This is a genomic window from Thermohalobaculum sediminis, from assembly GCF_023487995.1.
Taxonomy (GTDB): domain Bacteria; phylum Pseudomonadota; class Alphaproteobacteria; order Rhodobacterales; family Rhodobacteraceae; genus Thermohalobaculum; species Thermohalobaculum sediminis.
The window spans coordinates 242,283-259,973 of record NZ_JAMFKN010000003.1; the positions used below are offsets into that span (position 1 = coordinate 242,283).

General features: G+C 70.6%; 16 protein-coding genes. 5 read left to right on the forward strand and 11 right to left on the reverse strand.

Going from position 1 to position 17,691, the window contains the following annotated elements; translation table 11 throughout:
• Position 1: 1 nt before the first annotated feature.
• The 3 genes from M1105_RS08285 to M1105_RS08295 all read right to left on the reverse strand — a co-directional run bounded on the left by M1105_RS08285 (position 2) and on the right by M1105_RS08295 (position 2,693).
• Positions 2 to 1,030, reverse strand: a complete 1,029-nt coding sequence (locus tag M1105_RS08285; protein WP_249579874.1) for a TRAP transporter substrate-binding protein — start codon at positions 1,028 to 1,030, stop codon at positions 2 to 4.
• A 61-nt stretch (positions 1,031 to 1,091) separates the two neighbouring features.
• Positions 1,092 to 2,261, reverse strand: coding sequence for a 4-hydroxybenzoate 3-monooxygenase (pobA, locus tag M1105_RS08290; protein WP_249579875.1), 1,170 nt, complete (start codon positions 2,259 to 2,261; stop codon positions 1,092 to 1,094).
• Positions 2,262 to 2,372: 111 nt separating this feature from the next.
• A complete protein-coding gene (locus M1105_RS08295) occupies positions 2,373 to 2,693 on the reverse strand; it encodes a hypothetical protein (protein ID WP_249579876.1) in 321 nt (106 codons plus the stop codon).
• 211 nt (positions 2,694 to 2,904) lie between these two features.
• On the opposite strand from M1105_RS08295, the gene M1105_RS08300 reads away from it, so the two are divergent.
• From M1105_RS08300 to M1105_RS08320, 5 genes are read left to right on the forward strand one after another with little or no spacing between them, the layout of a single operon-like run.
• On the forward strand, positions 2,905 to 4,512 hold the full coding sequence (locus M1105_RS08300; protein WP_249579877.1) for an ABC transporter substrate-binding protein: 1,608 nt from the start codon (positions 2,905 to 2,907) through the stop codon (positions 4,510 to 4,512).
• 43 nt (positions 4,513 to 4,555) lie between these two features.
• Entirely contained in the window at positions 4,556 to 5,629 is a 1,074-nt protein-coding gene (locus tag M1105_RS08305; protein WP_249579878.1) for an ABC transporter permease, read from the forward strand.
• Positions 5,626 to 6,531, forward strand: a complete 906-nt coding sequence (locus tag M1105_RS08310) for an ABC transporter permease (RefSeq protein WP_249579879.1) — start codon at positions 5,626 to 5,628, stop codon at positions 6,529 to 6,531. The genes M1105_RS08305 and M1105_RS08310 overlap by 4 nt, the downstream gene beginning before the upstream one ends.
• Complete coding sequence (locus M1105_RS08315; protein ID WP_249579880.1) at positions 6,528 to 7,358, forward strand: ABC transporter ATP-binding protein; 831 nt, start codon at positions 6,528 to 6,530, stop codon at positions 7,356 to 7,358. Before M1105_RS08310 ends, M1105_RS08315 begins: the two co-directional genes overlap by 4 nt.
• Before the next feature lie 4 nt (positions 7,359 to 7,362).
• Entirely contained in the window at positions 7,363 to 8,133 is a 771-nt protein-coding gene (locus M1105_RS08320) for an ABC transporter ATP-binding protein (RefSeq protein WP_249579881.1), read from the forward strand.
• 202 nt (positions 8,134 to 8,335) lie between these two features.
• Here the strand turns inward: M1105_RS08320 and M1105_RS08325 are convergent, their stop codons facing one another.
• From M1105_RS08325 to M1105_RS08360, 8 genes are all read right to left on the reverse strand, one after another.
• Positions 8,336 to 9,562, reverse strand: a complete 1,227-nt coding sequence (locus M1105_RS08325) for a class I SAM-dependent RNA methyltransferase (protein ID WP_249579882.1) — start codon at positions 9,560 to 9,562, stop codon at positions 8,336 to 8,338.
• A gap of 243 nt (positions 9,563 to 9,805) precedes the next feature.
• Positions 9,806 to 10,531 (reverse strand): TlyA family RNA methyltransferase, encoded by a 726-nt coding sequence (locus tag M1105_RS08330; protein WP_249579883.1) that lies wholly within the window; start codon positions 10,529 to 10,531, stop codon positions 9,806 to 9,808.
• Entirely contained in the window at positions 10,528 to 11,454 is a 927-nt protein-coding gene (locus M1105_RS08335) for a restriction endonuclease (RefSeq protein ID WP_249579884.1), read from the reverse strand. Before M1105_RS08335 ends, M1105_RS08330 begins: the two co-directional genes overlap by 4 nt.
• A 33-nt stretch (positions 11,455 to 11,487) precedes the next feature.
• Positions 11,488 to 13,404, reverse strand: a complete 1,917-nt coding sequence (gene dxs, locus M1105_RS08340; protein ID WP_249579885.1) for a 1-deoxy-D-xylulose-5-phosphate synthase — start codon at positions 13,402 to 13,404, stop codon at positions 11,488 to 11,490.
• 82 nt (positions 13,405 to 13,486) lie between these two features.
• Positions 13,487 to 13,729 (reverse strand): exodeoxyribonuclease VII small subunit, encoded by a 243-nt coding sequence (locus tag M1105_RS08345; protein ID WP_249579886.1) that lies wholly within the window; start codon positions 13,727 to 13,729, stop codon positions 13,487 to 13,489.
• A gap of 3 nt (positions 13,730 to 13,732) precedes the next feature.
• Positions 13,733 to 14,668: a histone deacetylase family protein gene (locus M1105_RS08350; RefSeq protein WP_249579887.1), complete on the reverse strand. Its 936-nt coding sequence runs from the start codon at positions 14,666 to 14,668 to the stop codon at positions 13,733 to 13,735.
• A gap of 52 nt (positions 14,669 to 14,720) precedes the next feature.
• The gene (locus M1105_RS08355; protein ID WP_249579888.1) at positions 14,721 to 15,539 is read right to left on the reverse strand and encodes a peptidoglycan-binding domain-containing protein; all 819 of its coding nucleotides are present in this window, start codon (positions 15,537 to 15,539) and stop codon (positions 14,721 to 14,723) included.
• 23 nt (positions 15,540 to 15,562) lie between these two features.
• Complete coding sequence (locus M1105_RS08360; RefSeq protein ID WP_249579889.1) at positions 15,563 to 17,632, reverse strand: hybrid sensor histidine kinase/response regulator; 2,070 nt, start codon at positions 17,630 to 17,632, stop codon at positions 15,563 to 15,565.
• Positions 17,633 to 17,691: the final 59 nt, after the last annotated feature.

Genomic DNA, 17,691 nt, shown 5'->3' on the forward strand with positions numbered 1-17,691 from the left:
CTCAGTTCCCATGCGCGGCCATGGCGCGGCGGGCCTCGTCGACCAGCGCCTGCCCGTCGATGCCCTGCGCGGTGATCTCGGCCACCCAGCGGTCGGTGACGCTCGCGGCCTTCGTGATCAGCTCCTCGTAGGCGGCGCCGTCCAACTCGACCACCTGACCGCCGGGCGAGCCCGCCTGCAGCGCCTTGCCCGGCGCCTCGACCTCGTCCCAGACTGCGCCGATCTCGGCCGCGAGGTTGGCGCCGGAGTTGGCGTCGATAATGGCGCGCAGATCCTCGGGCAGCCCCTCGTAACGCGCCTTGTTCATGGCGAACAGGAACACCGCGGCACCGAAGCGCAGGCCCCCCGGCCCCTCGACCGAGGCGGCCGTCAGCTCGTGCAGCTTGAGCGGCGGCACGATCTCGAAGGGCACCAGCGCGCCGTCGACCACCTTTTTCGACAGCGCCTGCGGCAGTTCGGGCACCGGCATGCCGACGGGCTCGGCGCCCCAGGCCTCGATCATCCAAGCCCCCGTGCGCGAGGGCGTGCGCAGCTTCTTGCCGGCGAGATCCGCGGCCGATGCGATCGGCCCGTCGACCATGTGCAGCGCGTTGCCGGCATGGCTGTGCACCAGCAGCGGATGGACATCCGCGAAGTCGGGCGCCAGCGTCGGCATCATGTCCTGGATCGCCAGCGTTGTCTGCTTCGCCGAGCCCTGGTGGATGCCCGGCAGCTCGAACACCTCGACGCGCGGGAACACGCCCGGCGTGTAGCCCGGCAGGGTCCAGACCACGTCCACCACGCCGTCACGCACCTGGCGGTAGAGCTCGGGCGGCTTGCCCCCCATCGACATGGCGGGAAAGATCTCGACCTTGATGCGGCCCTGGGACGCCTCCTCGATCCGCTGCGCCCAGGGCTCGATCAGCCGCGTCTGCGCGGGCGCCTTGGGGCCGAGGAAGTGCTGCACCGTGAGCGTGACCTCCTGCGCCGCCGCAGGCAGGGCCATGAGCGCGCCGACCAGCGCGGCGCCGAGGGTGAGATGGGCTTTCATCCGGTCCTCCCGTTGGATGCCCGTCCGCGTCTGCCGCGCGGAGCGGGGGGTTGCGCGGGGCTCAATATGGCAGCCCCACGTAATTCTCGGCCAGCACGGTCTGCGCCGCGCGCGAGGCGAACAGGTAGTCGAGCTCGGCCTCCTGCATCCGCGCGCCGAAGGCGCCCGTCTCGGGGAAGCGGTGCAAGAGCGATGTCATCCACCACGAGAACCGCTCGGCCTTCCAGACGCGCGCGAGCGCACGGTCGGAATACGCTGCCAGACCCACCTCGTCGCCGCCACGGTAGAAGCCGATCAGCGCGTCCGAGAGGTAACGGATGTCCGAGGCCGCGAGGTTCAGCCCCTTCGCCCCGGTGGGCGGCACGATATGCGCGGCATCGCCCGCGAGGAACAGCCGCCCCCAGCGCATCGGCTCGGCCACATAGGAGCGCAGCGGCGCGATGGACTTCTCGATCGAGGGGCCGGTGACCAGGGCCGCCGCAACCTCGGGCGGCAGGTGGCGGGACAGCACCTCCCAGAAGCGCTCGTCCGGCCAGTCCGCGACCCGGTCGCTCAGCGGTACCTGCACGTAATACCGGCTGAGGCTGCGCGAGCGCATCGAGCAGAGCGCGAAGCCCTCGACATGGCGGGCATAGATCAGCTCCTCGGCCGCCGGCGGCGTGCGCGACAGCACGCCCAGCCACCCGAACGGGTAGACCCGCTCGAACTCAGCCAGCCGCGCCGCGGGGATCGAGCGGCGCGAGACCCCGTGGAAGCCGTCGCAGCCGGCGATGAAGTCGCAATCGAGCCGCCGCGCCTCGCCCCCCTCGCGCCACGTCAGCCACGGTGCGTCCGTGTCCGCGCCGTGGATCGCCACGTCCTCGGCCTCGTGGATCACGGCCCCGCCCATCGCGCCGCGCGCGTCATAAAGGTCGCGCGTCACCTCGGTCTGGCCGTAGAGCGTGACGCCATGGCCCGCGAGCGCCGCGAGGTCGATGCGGTGGAGCCGGTCGCCATGTGCGATGGCGACGCCGCCATGGACCTCGGCCTCGCGGTCGAGCCGCTCGGCCACCCCCGCCTCTCGCAGCAGCGCGACGGCGCCCTGCTCGAGCACCCCCGCGCGGATGCGGCCCAGCACGTGCTCGCGCGTGCGCCGCTCAAGCACCACGCTGGAGATCCCCGCGCGGTCCAGAAGCTGCGCAAGCAAAAGCCCCGAAGGCCCGCCGCCGATGATGCCGACCTGCGCTCGCATCCCCGTCCCCGACATCCGTGATCGCGCGGCTAGTCGCCCCGCGCCCGCATTGGTCCTTCTGTCTGACCGCTGCGGCGGCGAAAGACAAGCCGGTCGCTGGGCCCGCCCGCCTCAGCGGCGCGCTCGGCACGCGAACGGCGCGCCGAGGCCGCGGACCTCGAGCGTCTCGCCCCGGCGCAGGAAGTCGGGAGCGGCCGTGCCGCCCCGGTCCCAGCTCACGGCGAGCACCCCGCCCCGCATCTCCAGAAGGCCCGCGCGGTAGCTCCCCGGCGCCATCAGCTCGATGCTGCCGAGGCGGGTGACCACCAGCCGCGAGGCGCCACAGTCCCATTCGCCCACGATGTCCGGCGGGATCCCCTCGACCGCCGCCGCGGGCACGGAGACCAGGGCCACGGACGCCACCGCGATCATGGCGGTCAGCGAATGGCGCACGCCTCTCCCTCCGGTTTCCGCTCCCCGCCCAGCATACCGGCCACCCGCCGCGCGACAAGCCGGTCAGAGCGCTGTTGACGTGACGTCACATGTCGACCCGCCGACGCAGCACCCGAATGCGGCTGGACATTCCGGGCTGCGTGGCGTCAGTGTCATGGTCGCGCCGCGTTCGCGGACGCTTCAACCAGACACAAAACACAGGGAGACCGTCATGCTGATCACCCTGCCATCGCGGATGGCCAGATCGGCGGCGCTCGGCGTGCTTTCGGCTGTTCTTGCGCTGTCGCCCGTCGCGGGCCGCGCCGAGACGCCGGCCGACACGCTCGTCATTGCCGACAAGATCGACGACATCGTATCGCTCGATCCGGCCGAGAGCTTCGAGTTCTCGGGCAACGACCTCTTGAACAATGCTTATGACACGCTGGTCGAGCTCGATCCGCGGAACCTCGGCCCGCTGGTGCCCGGCATCGCCGAGAGCTGGTCGCTGGCCGATGACGGCGTGACCTACACGTTCAAGATCAAGTCGGGGCTCAAGTTCCACTCCGGCAACCCGATCCGGGCCGAGGACGCCGCCTGGTCGATCCAGCGCGCGGTAAAGCTGAACAAGACCCCGGCCTTTATCCTGACGCAGTTCGGCTTCACGCCCGAGAACGTGGACGGCCTGGTGACCGCCTCGGGCGACACGCTGACCATCGTCACCGACAAGCCCTATGCGCCCTCGTTCTTCTACAACTGCCTTACGGCGGTGGTCTCGTCGGTCGTCGACAAGGAGACGGCGCTGGCGAACGAGGCCAATGGCGATCTGGGCTATGAATGGCTCAAGACCAACACCGCCGGCTCGGGCGCCTACGCGCTGCGCTCCTACAAGCCGTCCGAGAGCTACGTGCTCGAGGCCGTGCCCGGCTACTGGCGGGGCGAGCCCGCGCTTCGCCGGGTGTTCGTGCGCCATGTCGCCGAGCCCGCCACCCAGCGCCTGCTGCTGGAGAAGGGCGACATCGACATCGCCCGCAAGCTGACCCCCACCGATGTCGAGGGTGTCTCGTCGAACGACGCCATCCGCATCTCGAACGAGCAGCGCGGGCGGATCTTCTACCTCGCCGCGAACCAGAAGGACCCGCGTCTCGCCAATCCCAAGCTGGTCGAGGCGATGAAGTACCTGATCGACTATCAGGGCATGGCCGACAGCTTCCTCAAGGGCAGCTACATGGTCCACCAGGCCTTCCTGCCGCGCGGCTTCCTGGGCGCGCTGGAGGAGACGCCCTACTCGCTCGACATCGAGAAGGCCAAGGGGCTGATCGCGGAATCGGGCGTCACGGACCTGAAGTTCACGCTGCACGTCCGCAACGATCAGGAGCGCCTCGAGATGGCGCAGTCGATGCAGAACACCTTTGCGCAGGCGGGCATCACGCTCGAGTTCAAGACCGGCACCGGCAAGGAAGTGCTGGGCGACTACCGCGCCCGCACGCACCAGCTCGTGCTCGAGGCCTGGGGGCCGGACTACCCCGACCCGCACACCAACGCCGACACCTTCGCCCGCAACCCGGACAACTCGGACGAGGCGAAGCTCACCGGCGTGCTGGCCTGGCGCAACGCCTGGCCGGCGGCCGAGGTCAACGACCTAACCAACGCCGCGGTGCTCGAGAAGGACGCCGACAAGCGCGCGAGCATGTATATCGAGATCCAGCGCATCCACCAGCGCGCGGCGCCCTTCGCCGAGATGTTCCAGCGCATCGAGCCGGTGGCGATGCGCAAGAATGTCGAGGGTTTCTCGGGCGGCGGCTCGATCCACTCGGCGTTCTACTGGACCGTGACGAAGTGACGGACATGCGGGCGGCCGGCATTCCCGGCCGCCCGTTCCACCGATGACCGACACCGCATCCCTCCCCCGCCGCAACGGCTCGGCGCCCGCCCTTCGCCTTGCGAAGCGGGTGGCGGGGCTCGCGCTCACCCTCGCGGCCACCTTTCTCGGGCTTCTCGCCATCACCTTCGTGATCGGGCGCGTCATCCCGATCGACCCGGTGCTCGCGGTCCTTGGGGAGCGCGCGACCGCCGAGCAATACGAGGCCGCGCGCGAGGCGATGGGCCTGAACCAGCCTCTCTGGGTGCAGTTCGGGCTCTATGTCCGCGACGCGCTGAGCGGGGATTTCGGCAAGTCCCTCGTGACCGCGAAGCCGGTGCTCGAGGACGTCGCGCGGGTCTTTCCGGCGACGCTCGAGCTTGCGACCATCGCGACGATCTTCGGCGTTCTCTTCGGCATCCCCGCGGGTGTCATCGCGGCCACCCGGCCGGGCAGCCTCGCTGACCAGCTCGTGCGGCTCATCGGCCTCATGGGCTATTCCATGCCGGTGTTCTGGCTGGGCCTGATGGGCCTTCTGGTGTTCTACGGCGAGCTCGGCTGGGTCGGCGGGCCAGGGCGCCTCGATACCAGTTACGAGTTCATGTACGAGCTCGATGTGCCGGCGCGCACGGGCATGATCCTGATCGACACCGCCCTGGCCGGTCAGTGGGAGATCTTCGCCAACGCGCTGTCGCACATCCTGCTGCCGGCGGGCGTGCTCGGCTACTACTCGATGGCCTATATCAGCCGGATGACACGCAGCTTCATGATCGACCAGCTCGGGCAGGAATACATCACCACGGCCCGCGTCAAGGGCATGCCGGAATGGCGCGTGGTCTGGGTGCACGCGCTGAGGAACGTCATGGTGCCGTTGATAACGGTGATCGCGCTGTCCTATGCGAACCTGCTCGAAGGCTCGGTGCTGACCGAGACGGTGTTCGCCTGGCCGGGCCTCGGCCTCTACATCACGCATGCGCTGTTCTCGGCCGACATGGCGGCGGTGATGGGCGGCACGATCGTGGTGGGCACGGTGTTCATCCTGCTCAACATGCTCTCGGACGTGCTCTACCGGCTCATCGACCCGAGGGCGCGGGCATGAGCGGGCTGCGCGCCTGGCTCATCGACCCTGCGCCGCGCTCGCCGATGCAGGCGCGGGCGGGGCAGCTCTGGCTCGGCTGGCTCAGGCTCGCGCGCAACCCGCTCGCGCTGATCGGGCTTCTCATCATCGTCGCGCTGCTCGCGGCGGCGGCGCTCGCGCCCTGGATCGCGACGCACGACCCCTACGCCCAGAACCTCGCCGGGCGCCTGCAGCCGCCGCTCTCGCCCGGCCACTGGCTCGGCACCGACGAGTTCGGCCGCGACATCTGGAGCCGGCTGGTGCACGGCGCGCGGATCACGCTCTACATCGTCGCGCTGGTGACGGTGACGGCGCCGGTGGTCGGGCTGATCATCGGCACGGTCTCGGGCTATTTCGGCGGCATCGTCGATACCGCGCTGATGCGGCTCACCGACATCTTCCTCGCCTTCCCTCGCCTCATCCTCGCGCTGGCCTTCGTCGCGGCCCTGGGGCCCGGCATCGAGAACGCGGTGCTCGCCATCGCGCTGACCGCCTGGCCGCCCTATGCCCGCGTCGCCCGGGCCGAGACGCTGACCGTGCGCGGCGCCGACTTCATCGCGGCCGTCCGCCTCCAGGGGGCGGGGGCGGGACGGATCGTGGTGGGCCATGTGATGCCGATGTGCGTGCCCTCGGTCATCATCCGCGTGACGCTGGACATGGCGGGGATCATCCTCACCGCGGCGGGGCTCGGCTTCCTCGGCCTCGGCGCGCAGCCGCCGCTGCCGGAATGGGGGCTTATGATCGCCTCGGGCCGCAAGTTCCTGTTCGAGCAGTGGTGGGTCGCCACCATGCCGGGGCTTGCGATCTTCATCGTCTCGCTCGGCTTCAACCTGCTGGGCGACGGCCTACGCGACGTGCTGGACCCGCGGAGCGCCACGAGATGAGCCTCCTCGAGGTCGAGAACCTCCGCGTGACCTTCGCGACCGAGGCCGGGCCGGTCGAGGCCGTGCGCGGCGTCTCGTTCCGCCTCGACCGCGAGCGGCTCGGCATCGTGGGCGAGTCCGGCTCGGGAAAGACCATGACCGGCCGCTCGGTCCTGCGCCTGATCCGCCCGCCGGGGCGGATCGAGGCCGACCGCATGGCGTTCGGCGGCGTGGACCTGATGCGCATCTCCGAGCGCGAGATGCGCGCGCTCCGCGGCCGGCGCATCGCCATGGTGATGCAGGACCCCAAGTTCTCGCTCAACCCGGTGATGCGGGTGGGCGCGCAGCTGACCGAAGGCCTGCGCCTGCGCGACGGCATGTCGGCCCGCGAGGCGCGCGCGAAGGCGCTCGAGGCGCTCGAGGCCGTGCAGATCCGCGACCCCGAGCGCGTGCTCGACGCATACCCGCACGAACTTTCGGGCGGCATGGGCCAGCGCGTCATGATCGCTATGATGCTGATCCCCGAGCCGGACCTGCTGATCGCCGACGAGCCGACCTCGGCGCTCGACGTCACCGTGCAGGCGGAAGTCTTGCGCATCCTCGATGCCCTGGTGCGCGAGCGCGGCATGGGGCTGATGTTCATCAGCCACGACCTCAACCTGGTGGCGCGCTTCTGCGACCGGGTGCTGGTGATGTATCGCGGCCGCATCGTCGAGGAGATCGAGGCCCAGCGCCTGTCGCAGGCCACCCACCCCTACACCCAGGGCCTGCTCGGCTGCCTGCCAAAAATCGGCGGAGCACGCGGCCCCCTGCCCACGCTCGCGCGCGACGCTGCCTGGTCGGAGTGAGCCGATGGCGCTGATCGAGATCGACGACCTCCACGTCACCTTCGAGGCCAAGGGCCGCCCGGTCCACGCCGTGCGCGGCGTGAGCCTCGCCGTCGAGGTGCGCGAGTCGTATGGGCTCGTGGGCGAGTCGGGCTCGGGCAAGTCCACCATCCTGCGGGCGATCTGCGGCATGGCCCCGGTGACCGGCGGCGCGATCCGCATCGACGGGCGCGCCCTTGCCCCGCGCCGCGACCGCGGCTTTGCCCGCCGGGTGCAGATGGTATTCCAGGACCCCTATGCCTCGCTCCACCCGCGCCATACCGTCGACCGCACGCTGGGCGAGCCTCTGGCAATACACGGGCTCGCGCGCGGGGCAGAACGCGGGCGGCGCATCGTGCAGGCGCTGGCCGATGTCGGGCTCGACGCGGCCTTCCGCTTCCGCTTCCCGCACCAGCTCTCGGGCGGGCAGCGCCAGCGCGTCGCCATCGCCCGTGCGCTGATGCTCGAGCCCGAGATCCTGCTGCTCGACGAGCCCACCTCGGCGCTCGACGCCTCGGTGCAGGCCGAGGCGCTCAACCTGCTCTCGCGGCTGAGGGCCGAGCGCGGGCTCACATTCCTGATGGTCAGCCACGACCTCGCGGTGATCGACCACATGTGCGACCGCCTCACGGTGATGAAGGAGGGCCGCGCCGTCGAGAACCTCGACCATGCCCAGCTCGCCCGCCACGACATGAAGGCCAGCTACACCCGCGAGCTTTTCGCCGCCACCACCGAGCGGATCGCCGCCGCCGAGTGATGGCCTGCGCCTGCGCCCCACGCCCCCGCCCGATGCAGCGGTTTCCCAAGCTTGATCCGGGGTCACGGCATGACGGGGCCAATCGCTCGGCGTCCCGGATCAAGCCCGGGACAGAGAGATCGTTCGCCCCCCGCCATCCTCGCTGCACGGCCCCCTCACCCTCGCTGCCCCGGCCCCGGGCCGGGGCCTCGCGGGGGCTCCCTCACCCCCGCGACATCGCCGCGACCAGTTCAAGGTGGCTCGACCAGCGGAACTGGTCGACCGGCTGCACCCAGTCGATGTGATAGCCGCCATCGATCAGGATCCGCACGTCGCGCGCGAAGGTTGCGGGGTTGCAGCTCACCATCGCCAGCCGCGGCACGGCCGAAGCCGCGATTTCCTCGGCCTGCGCCTTGGCCCCCGCCCGCGGCGGGTCGATGACCAGCGCCTCGAACCGCGCAAGCTCGGCTGCCCTCATCGGCCTGTGGAACAGGTTGCGCCGCTCGCAGGTCACGCGCCGCAGGCCCGGCGCGGCGCGCCAGGCCGTATCGAGCGCGGCCAGCGCCGCGGCCTCCCCCTCGACCGCATGAACCTCGGCCCGCTCGGCCAGCCGCAGCGCGAAGGTCCCGCAGCCGGCGAACAGGTCCGCCACGCGGCCCGCGCTGCCCACGGCCTCCGCCACCGCCGCAGCCAGCGCCGCCTCGCCCTCGCGCGTCGCCTGCAGGAAACCGCCCGGCGGCGGCACGACGCGAGCGCGGCCCATCGGCTGCGCGGGCTCCTTCAGCGTAACCACGGGCTCACCCGCGACCGACAGGCGCGCGAGCCCCGCCCGCGCAGCCACCCCCGCCAGCAGCGCCCGCCCCGGCCCGTCGAGCGCCTTCACCCCTTCGAGCGCGGCGTCCACCCCCTCATCCGAGGCGGTCAGCACGATCCGCACCTCGCCCTTTCGGCTCGCCGCGCGCTCGACCAGCTCCACCAGCCGTGGGATCGCCGCCACGAGCGAGGGGTCCGCGACCGGGCATTCGGTGACCGGGACGATCGTCTCGCTCTGCCCCTCGTGGAAGCCGATCATCGCGCCCTTTCTGAGCCGCCGCGCGGCCAGCGTGATCCGCCTGCGGCTCGCGGGCGGCGAGGTCAGGGTCTCGCGCACCTCGACCCCCGCGATCCCCCGCGCGGCCAGCGCCGAGGCGACGAGCCCGCGCTTCCACCCCGCCACCAAGCCATCCGCGGCATGCTGCAACACGCAGCCCCCGCAGGTGCCAAAATGGCGGCAGACGGGCGCGATGCGCTCGGGCGAGGCCGCGATCACCTCGGCCACGCGGGCGCGCGTGCCGTGGCGGATGACCCGCACCCGCTCGCCCGGCAGGGCGAAGGGCACGAACAGGGCGCCCCCTTCGGTCACCCCGTCGCCCTGCGCGCCCAGCCGCTCGATCGTGACCTCGTCGCTCATCCCCACCCTCTCCACCCCCGCGCCCGCCCGCCGCCGCCGGGAGGCGGCGGCGGGCGGGGGCGGGGCCGTCGCGCGGCCGCGAGGGTGGCGCGCAGCGCCACCCGAGTGCCGTGCAATCCCCTGGGCAGCGCACTGCCCGCCGGAACGCGACGCAACCCTTAGCCGCGCAACCCCGGATGCGGTACAGCCTATGCACGACCGCAGCACGCGCCGCCGCCACCGCGCACCGGCCCGCGCCGCCCGTCAGCCGGGCTTGCGCGCCGCGATCAGGAATTCCCGGTTGCCGTCGGCGCCGGTTATAGGGCTCTCAACCTCGCAGGTCACCTCCCAGCCTTGCGCGCCCAGCCAGTCACGAATGCGGGCGCGCACGGCGGCGTGGATGGCGGGGTCCTTGACGATGCCGCCCTTCCCCACGGCGCCGGGCCCGGCCTCGAACTGCGGCTTGATGAGTGCCACCAGCGCCGCGCCGGGCTTCGCCAGCCGCATTACCCCCGGCAACGCCTTCTCGAGCGAGATGAACGAGACGTCCGTCACGATCCAGTCCACCGGCGGCACCAGGCCGTCGGGAATCGTGCGGGCGTTCACACCCTCGAGGTTCACCACACGCGGGTCGGCCGCGAGCCGCGGGTGCAACTGCCCATGCCCCACATCGAGCGCGAATACCCGCCGCGCACCGCGCGCGAGCAGCACTTCCGTGAAGCCCCCCGCCGAGGCGCCAACATCGAGCGCGTCGCCCGCCGGCGCCAGCCCGAACGCATCGAGCGCGTGGAGCAGCTTGAGCGCCGCGCGCGAAACCCACGGGTTCGACGCGCCGGCCAGTTCCACTTGCGCCCCCTCCGCCACCTGCTGCGCGGGCTTCGTTGCAAGCACGCCGTTCACCAGCACCAGCCCCTCGGCGATCATCGCCTGCGCCCTTGCCCGGCTCGATGCGAGGCCGCGTGCGACGAGGTGCTGGTCGAGGCGGGTCATTCCTCGGTGAAAAAGTTCTCGTCAATTTCGGAGAGGACGATTTGACGAACAGGGCGAACGCCAACGGAGTGCTTGATCATCAACCTCGCAAGAGCTTGCCCGTCCGGCAGCACGATGCGCTGCGCCACTCGATCCACATATGCTTTTGCATCGCCAGAGAAACTTGAAGTCGTTACGAAGACGCCCTTTGTTGCACCCTCTCCAGTCAGAGAACCGACAAATTGCTGGATTGCGGGTCGCCCAACTTTGACATCCAACGAGTAGCGCTTTGCCTGAACATACACCGCATCGAGGCCAAGGGCGTCCTCGTTGATGATCCCATCGATCCCCCCGTCCCCGGCCCTTCCGAGACGGTGGCCGGCGCCCTCGCGCCCATTGCCGTATCCCATCGCAACAAGGAGATCAACGACGGCCGACTCGAAGAATCGCGGCGACCCGCCAAGCAGTCGGGTCACGAGTTCGTCGGCCAAATCCGCCTCTATCTCGGCGACCGCCTGCGAAATTCGGTCCTCCGGGGTAGCGAGCGAGATTCCCACGTCGAGAGCAGTTCCAGACGCCCCAACACCGTCGTCGCCACTCGCGGCTCGGCGGCGCCATTCGTCGAACCCCTCAAATGAGGCAAGAATAGAATTATCGATCCATTCAGGATTCGTCGCCAGCAGTTCTTGTCCCACCTTCGTCAACTCATGATGGTTTCGACGCGGCGAGTGCAGCAATCCCGCTTTTGAGAGATACGTGCGCGCCCAATGGGCGCGGTCTGCGACCACCGTCTTCTTGCCGGACGGGAGAAGTTCCGCGGCCTCCTCCTCAGTCAACCCAAAATACGAAATCAAGTCGGGGATGCAGTCCCGAACCGACCGATGCCCCGACGCGATGGAGCGCATCAACGGCAGCATGAATTTCTGGTAATCTGGAATAGCCATCACAGCATTACCGCCTCGATACTTGAAACGGATTTACGCCCGCGCCGCCGCCTCCGCCTGGCCCAGCGCCGCCAGCGCCGTGCGCACGATGTCGGGGGCGCAGAGGCCCGCGAGCTCGTACATCCGGGCCGGGCTGTCCTGGTCGAGGAACACGTCCGGCAGCACCATCGGGCGAACCTTCAGCCCGTGCTCCAGCATCCCCTCATGCGCCAAAAGGTGCAGGACGTGGGAGCCGAAGCCGCCGACCGACCCCTCCTCGATGGTGATCAGCGCCTCGTGGTTGCGGGCGAGGTTCAGGATCAGGTCGCGGTCCAGGGGCTTGGCGAAGCGCGCATCCGCGACCGTGGTCGGCAGGCCGCGGGCGTCGAGTTCCTCGGCCGCGCGCATCGCCTCCTGCAGGCGGGTCCCGAGGCTGAGGATCGCGATCTTGCCGCCTTCCTTGACGATGCGGCCCTTGCCGATCGGCAGCGGCACGCCCCGCTCGGGCATTTCGACGCCCACCCCCTCGCCGCGCGGGAAGCGGAAGGCGATGGGCCCCGCGTCATGAGCGCGCGCGGTCGCGACCATGTGGACGAGTTCGGCCTCGTCGGCCGCGGCCATGATGACGAAGTTCGGCAGGCAGCCCAGATAGGCCACGTCGAACGAGCCCGCATGGGTCGCGCCATCTGCCCCCACCAGCCCCGCGCGGTCGATCGGGAAGCGCACCGGCAGGCCCTGGATCGCGACGTCGTGCACCACCTGGTCGTAGCCGCGCTGCAGGAAGGTCGAATAGATCGCGCAGAAGGGCTTCATCCCCGACGCCGCCAGACCCGCGGCGAAGGTCACCGCGTGCTGCTCGGCAATGCCGACATCGAAGGTTCGCGCCGGGAAGCGCTTCTGGAACAGGTCCACCCCCGTGCCGTCCGGCATCGCCGCGGTGATGGCGATGACCCGGTCATCCGCCTCGGCCTCCTTGATCAGGCTCTGCGCGAAGACCTTGGTGTAGCTGGGCGCGTTCGAGGGCGACTTCTTCTGCTCGCCGGTGATGACGTCGAACTTGGCTCGCGCGTGCCCCTTGTCGGGCGCGTTCTCGGCGGGCGCGTAGCCCTTGCCCTTCTTGGTGATGGCGTGGATCAGCACGGGCCCGTCGGCGTAGTCGCGGACGTTCCTCAGCACCGGCAGCACCTGGTCGAGGTCGTGCCCGTCGATCGGGCCGATATAGGTGAAGCCGAGTTCCTCGAACAGCGTGCCGCCCACGGTCATGCCCTTGGCGAATTCCTCCATCCGCCGCGCACCCTCGCGGAAGGGGGCGGGCAGGAGGTCGAGCGCGCGTTTCGCCGCCTCGCGGAAGTCGTGGTAGCCCTTGCCGCTGAGGAGCCGCGAGAGATAGGCCGACATGGCGCCCACGGGCGGCGCGATCGACATCTCGTTGTCGTTGAGGATCACGATCAGCTTCGACTTCACGTGGCCGGCGTTGTTCATCGCCTCGTAGGCCATGCCCGCCGTGATCGAGCCGTCGCCGATCACCGCGATCACGTCGCCCACGTCCGTGGCGCCGAGGTCGCGGCCCACCGCGAAGCCCAGCCCCGCCGAGATCGAGGTCGAGGAATGCGCCGCGCCGAAGGGGTCGTAGGGGCTCTCGGCCCGCTTGGTGAAGCCCGACAGGCCGCCGCCCATCCGCAGGGTGCGGATGCGGTCGCGCCGCCCGGTCAGGATCTTGTGCGGGTAGCACTGATGGCCGACATCCCAGATCAGCTTGTCGCGCGGCGTGTCGAACACCGCGTGGATCGCCACGGTGAGCTCGACCACCCCAAGCCCCGCGCCGAGATGGCCGCCGGTCACCGAGACGGCCGAGATCGTCTCGGCCCTGAGTTCGTCCGCGAGCCTGTGCAACTCGGCGTCGGACAGGCGCTTGAGGTCGGCCGGCGATCTCACCTGGTCGAGAAGGGGCGTCTGGGGGCGGTCGTTCAACAGTCGTCTCCCATGTGGCGGCCGCGCTGCGCGTCACCGGCTCTCTAGTCGGAAACCGCAGCGGCTGACAATGCCGTCCCGATCATTCCGCGTCGAAGGGCGCGGTCGCCGCAGCGCCACCCGACGAAGATGCAACGATCTTCTCGACCTTCAATTCGGCGTCGCGCAGCTTGCCCTCGCAATGCGCGCGCAGGGCTTCGCCGCGCTCGTAGAGCGCGATCGACTGCTCGAGCGGCACCTGCCCGCCCTCGAGGCTCTGGACCACCGCCTCGAGCTCCTTCAGGGCGTCCTCGAAGCTCAGCTCCGCGATCTTCGGTGCGCTCATCGTTCAGCCCTCCGCATGCGCGATCAGCTCGTGCAGATGCGCGGCCAGGCTCTCGGCGAGGCCGTCGAGATCATACCCCCCCTCGAGCGTCGAGACCACGCGCCCGCCGCAGCACTCGGCCGCGACCCTGCAAAGCTCGCGCGTGACCCATGCGAAATCCGAATCGAGCCAGTTGAGATTGGCGAGCGGGTCGTTCACATGCGCGTCGAACCCGGCCGAGATCATCACGAGCTCGGGGCCGAAGTCGCGCAGGGCGGGCAGGATGGTGCCCTCGTACGCCAGGCGCATGTCGCGCCCGCCCGACATCGGCCTCAGCGGCGCGTTCACGATGTTGCCGACCCCGCGCTCATGCGCCGCGCCCGTGCCCGGGTAGAGCGGCATCTGGTGCGAGGACGCGAAGAAAACGCGCGCGTCCTCCCAGAAGATGTCCTGCGTGCCGTTGCCGTGGTGGACGTCGAAATCGACGATGGCGACCTTCTTCAGGCCCAGCACGTCGGTTGCATGGCGGGCGCCCACGGCCACGTTGTTGAACAGGCAGAACCCCATGGCGCGCTCGCGCTCGGCATGGTGGCCGCATGGGCGCACGGCGCAGAAGGCCGCCTTCACCTCGCCCTTCACGACCGCCTCGACCGCGTCGATGTTCGATCCCGCGGCATGGCGGGCGGCCGCGAGGCTGCCGGGCGACATGTGGGTGTCTGGGTCGAGGCTGACCGAGCCGGACGCCGGAGCGGCGCGCTTGATGCGCTCGACATAGGCGTCCGTGTGGGCTCGCTTGAGCGCGTCGTCCCCCGCGGCCGAGGCCTCGCGCCGGAGCAGGTGGTCGAACTCGGCGCGGTGCAGCACGCGGTCGACTGTCTCGATGCGGGCCACGCGCTCGGGATGGCCCGGGGGCGTGACGTGCTGGTGGCTCGACGGATGTGTCAGGATCAGGACGCTCATGGCGCGACACTAGACGCCCCGCGCCGGGCGCGCAAATGCGCCGTGCGGCCGCTCAGGACGCCGGCGCATAATGCCGCCCGTTCCACTGCCAGACGGCACTGCCCCGACGCCCCGTGACGAGGATGTCGCGCACCCCGCGCGTGCGCCCGGCGGCGGCATCGACCTCGAAGGCGAGCAGCCGCGCGACCGGCCGCCAGCCCGTCCCCTCGCGGAAATAGATGTCGAACGAGCATCCGGCCGTGCCGCAATAGAGCTCGGACGAGTTGTTCCAAATCACGTCGAGATCGCCGTCGCCGTCGAGGTCGATCTCGGCATAGCGCACGTCGCGGAGCTGCTCCGCGCGGGTCTCGGTGGCGGCGACGAGGGACGGGTCATGGTCGGTCTGGCGGTAGATCGTATCGGGCGCTGGCCCCGTCGGCAGGCTGACCGAGGGGGCGAGCGTCTCTGGCGCGCCGGTGGTCGGCCCGGCCGCGCCGGGGGCGGCGGGATCCGGCGACATGATCTCGCCCGGGACGGGCGCGCGGGCCACGCGGGTATCGCCCTGCCCGGCCGGCCGCCGCGGCAGCGCCGCGAGATCGGCCTGGATGCGCCGCGCGAAGGCGTCGTCGATCTCTCCGGTGACCGGCAGGCCGCGCAGGCGCTGGTAGTCGAGGACCGCGGCCCGCGTCCTCGGCCCGAAGAGGCCATCGACCGGGCCGGGACGGAAGCCCAGACGGTTCAGGCCCGCCTGTGCCTCGGCGACCGGCATGGCGTGCCGCTCGGCCGCCGGAGGGTAGTCGCCGCGCGTGCCGGGCGCGCAGCCCGCCAGCGGGATGCCGAGCAGCACGAATGCAATGGCCACGTCTTTGAGGATCTTTCGCATAGCGCGCATTCCATCGGTTCCCGATCGGTTTATCAAGCCCGCCCGAGCCCCGGCAGCGCGGCGAGGCAGGCCTCGAGCGCCTCGCGCCGGATCGGCTTGGGCAGATGCGCCGCGAAGCCGGCCGCGATGTAGCGTTCGGCCTGGTGCGGCATGGCGTTGGCGGTCACCGCGATGGCGGGAACCTTCGGGCGGTGCTGGAGGGCCTCGATCCACCGAAGGCCCGCGACCAGCTCGATGCCGTCCATCCCCGGCATCGAGATGTCGAGCAGCGCCGCGTCGAACGCCCCCGCCTCGTAGGCCGCGAGCGCCTCGACCCCGCTCTCGACCATCGTGACCTCGGCATCGAGGGGCGCGAGGCACGCCATGAGGACCATCCTGTTCACCCGATTGTCGTCCGCCGCGAGGATGCGGAGGCCAGCCCTCGGGCGGGGCGACGCGGCGGCGGGCAGGTCCGCGCCCGGATCCGGCGGCGCCACGGGCAACGGCAGGATCACGCGCACCTCGGTCCCCTTGCCGGGCCGCGAGCCGAGCGAGACCTCGCCCCCCATCGCGTCCGCGAGCCCCCGCACGATCGCGAGCCCGAGGCCGGTGCCGCCGAATTCGCGCGTCGTCGAGGCGTCGGCCTGGGTGAATCGCTCGAACACCCGCGCGGCCTGCTCGGGACTCATGCCGATCCCGGTGTCGCGCACCTCGAAAATCACTTTCCCGGCATCGTCTGGCGCGCCGCTCACGTGGACCGCAACCTCGCCCGACGGCGTGAACTTGATCGCGTTGCCGACGAGGTTGTGCAGGATCTGCTGCAATCTGACCGGGTCGCCAATCCGCATCCGCGGCAGGGCGGGATCGACACGGACATCGAGCGAGATGCCCTTCTCAGACGCCTTGATGGCATGGACCGGTTCGATGCGCCGTGCGATCTCGTCGAGCGCGAGGCGCGTGTGCTCCAGCGTCATGCGCCCGGCTTCGATCTTCGAGACGTCGAGAACGTCGTCGAGGATGCTCGTCAGCATGTCGCCCGATTCGGCGATCGCGGCCAGCATCTTGCGCGCGCGGGGCTCCGGCACCAGCGCCTCGAGGGCCGCCGCCATGCCGATCACGCCGTTCATCGGCGTGCGAATCTCGTGGCTCATGGAGGCGAGGAAGGCGCTCTTTGCCGCGTTCGCCGCCTCGGCACGCAGGCGCGCGGCCTCGAGCTCGCGCTGCTGGCGCTTCAGGGCCGTGATGTCCACCCGGAATCCCACGCGCCCGCCCTCGGCGGTCGGCGATTCGACGACCCTGTACCAGCGGTCGCCGGGAAGCTCCTGCTCGACCACCGTGCAGACGCCCTCGTGGCGGTGGAGCCGCTCCGCCAGCCAGTCCTCCTCGCGCCCGACGGCCTGGGGATACTGGCCGCGCGCGAGGCCGTGGCGCAGGATCTCCTCGAAGCTCGCGCCGGGGCGGATGGCTTCGGCGCTCTCGGCATAGATCTCGCGATAGCGCCTGTTGGAGAGGACGAGGCGGTCGGCCGCGTCGAACAGCGCGAAGCCGTCCGGCAGGGCCTCGACGGCATTGCGGAGCCGCGTCTCGGCCCGGGTCGCACGGGCGAGCGCGCGCAGCTCCTCGGTCACGTCGCGCAGGACCCCGAACAGGCCGCTGATCCGGCCATCGCCGCCGCGCTCGGCGCGCCCGATGGCGTTGACCGCGCGCAGCCGGCCGTCCGGCAGGCGCAGCCGCACCTCGAGATCGTAGGGTGCGCCGGCATGCAGGGCCCGCTGGAACGCCTTGCGAAGCTCGGCACGGTCGGCCGGGTCGTAGCCGTCGAGGGCTTCGCCGACCGTGGGTCCATCGGCGCGCGGGGTCAAATCGTGGATGCGCCAGGCCCCCGCCGACCAGTCGATCCGCTCGGCCCCGACACGCCAGTGCCAATGCCCGATCATCCCCAGCCGCTCGGCCATCTCGAAGAGCGCGAGGTCGCGGTGCGGAGCCGCCGGCCCCGGACGCGTGCCGCCTGCGGCCGCCCCGGGCGCGGGAGGGCTCGCAAGCGCGCCCGTGCCCGCGGCTTCGCCTTGCCGGGCCGTCGGGGCCATCTGCGGATCGTCGTCGGGCGTGGTGTCGCGATGCATGCGGCGCAGTCTCGCAGCCATTCGGTAATCAAAGATTAACCAATCGACCGATGGAGACC

What these genes read in the sequence shown, in the direction of transcription:
- pobA (WP_249579875.1), bottom strand. Translation starts at nt 2,261, where the DNA reads ATGCGAGCGCAGGTCGGCATCATCGGCGGCGGGCCTTCGGGGCTTTTG.
- M1105_RS08355 (WP_249579888.1), bottom strand. Translation starts at nt 15,539, where the DNA reads ATGCGCGCTATGCGAAAGATCCTCAAAGACGTGGCCATTGCATTCGTG.
- M1105_RS08300 (WP_249579877.1), top strand. Translation starts at nt 2,905, where the DNA reads ATGCTGATCACCCTGCCATCGCGGATGGCCAGATCGGCGGCGCTCGGC.
- M1105_RS08345 (WP_249579886.1), bottom strand. Translation starts at nt 13,729, where the DNA reads ATGAGCGCACCGAAGATCGCGGAGCTGAGCTTCGAGGACGCCCTGAAG.
- M1105_RS08315 (WP_249579880.1), top strand. Translation starts at nt 6,528, where the DNA reads ATGAGCCTCCTCGAGGTCGAGAACCTCCGCGTGACCTTCGCGACCGAG.
- M1105_RS08285 (WP_249579874.1), bottom strand. Translation starts at nt 1,030, where the DNA reads ATGAAAGCCCATCTCACCCTCGGCGCCGCGCTGGTCGGCGCGCTCATG.
- M1105_RS08310 (WP_249579879.1), top strand. Translation starts at nt 5,626, where the DNA reads ATGAGCGGGCTGCGCGCCTGGCTCATCGACCCTGCGCCGCGCTCGCCG.
- M1105_RS08335 (WP_249579884.1), bottom strand. Translation starts at nt 11,454, where the DNA reads ATGGCTATTCCAGATTACCAGAAATTCATGCTGCCGTTGATGCGCTCC.
- M1105_RS08350 (WP_249579887.1), bottom strand. Translation starts at nt 14,668, where the DNA reads ATGAGCGTCCTGATCCTGACACATCCGTCGAGCCACCAGCACGTCACG.
- M1105_RS08305 (WP_249579878.1), top strand. Translation starts at nt 4,556, where the DNA reads ATGACCGACACCGCATCCCTCCCCCGCCGCAACGGCTCGGCGCCCGCC.
- M1105_RS08330 (WP_249579883.1), bottom strand. Translation starts at nt 10,531, where the DNA reads ATGACCCGCCTCGACCAGCACCTCGTCGCACGCGGCCTCGCATCGAGC.
- M1105_RS08325 (WP_249579882.1), bottom strand. Translation starts at nt 9,562, where the DNA reads ATGAGCGACGAGGTCACGATCGAGCGGCTGGGCGCGCAGGGCGACGGG.
- M1105_RS08360 (WP_249579889.1), bottom strand. Translation starts at nt 17,632, where the DNA reads ATGCATCGCGACACCACGCCCGACGACGATCCGCAGATGGCCCCGACG.
- M1105_RS08320 (WP_249579881.1), top strand. Translation starts at nt 7,363, where the DNA reads ATGGCGCTGATCGAGATCGACGACCTCCACGTCACCTTCGAGGCCAAG.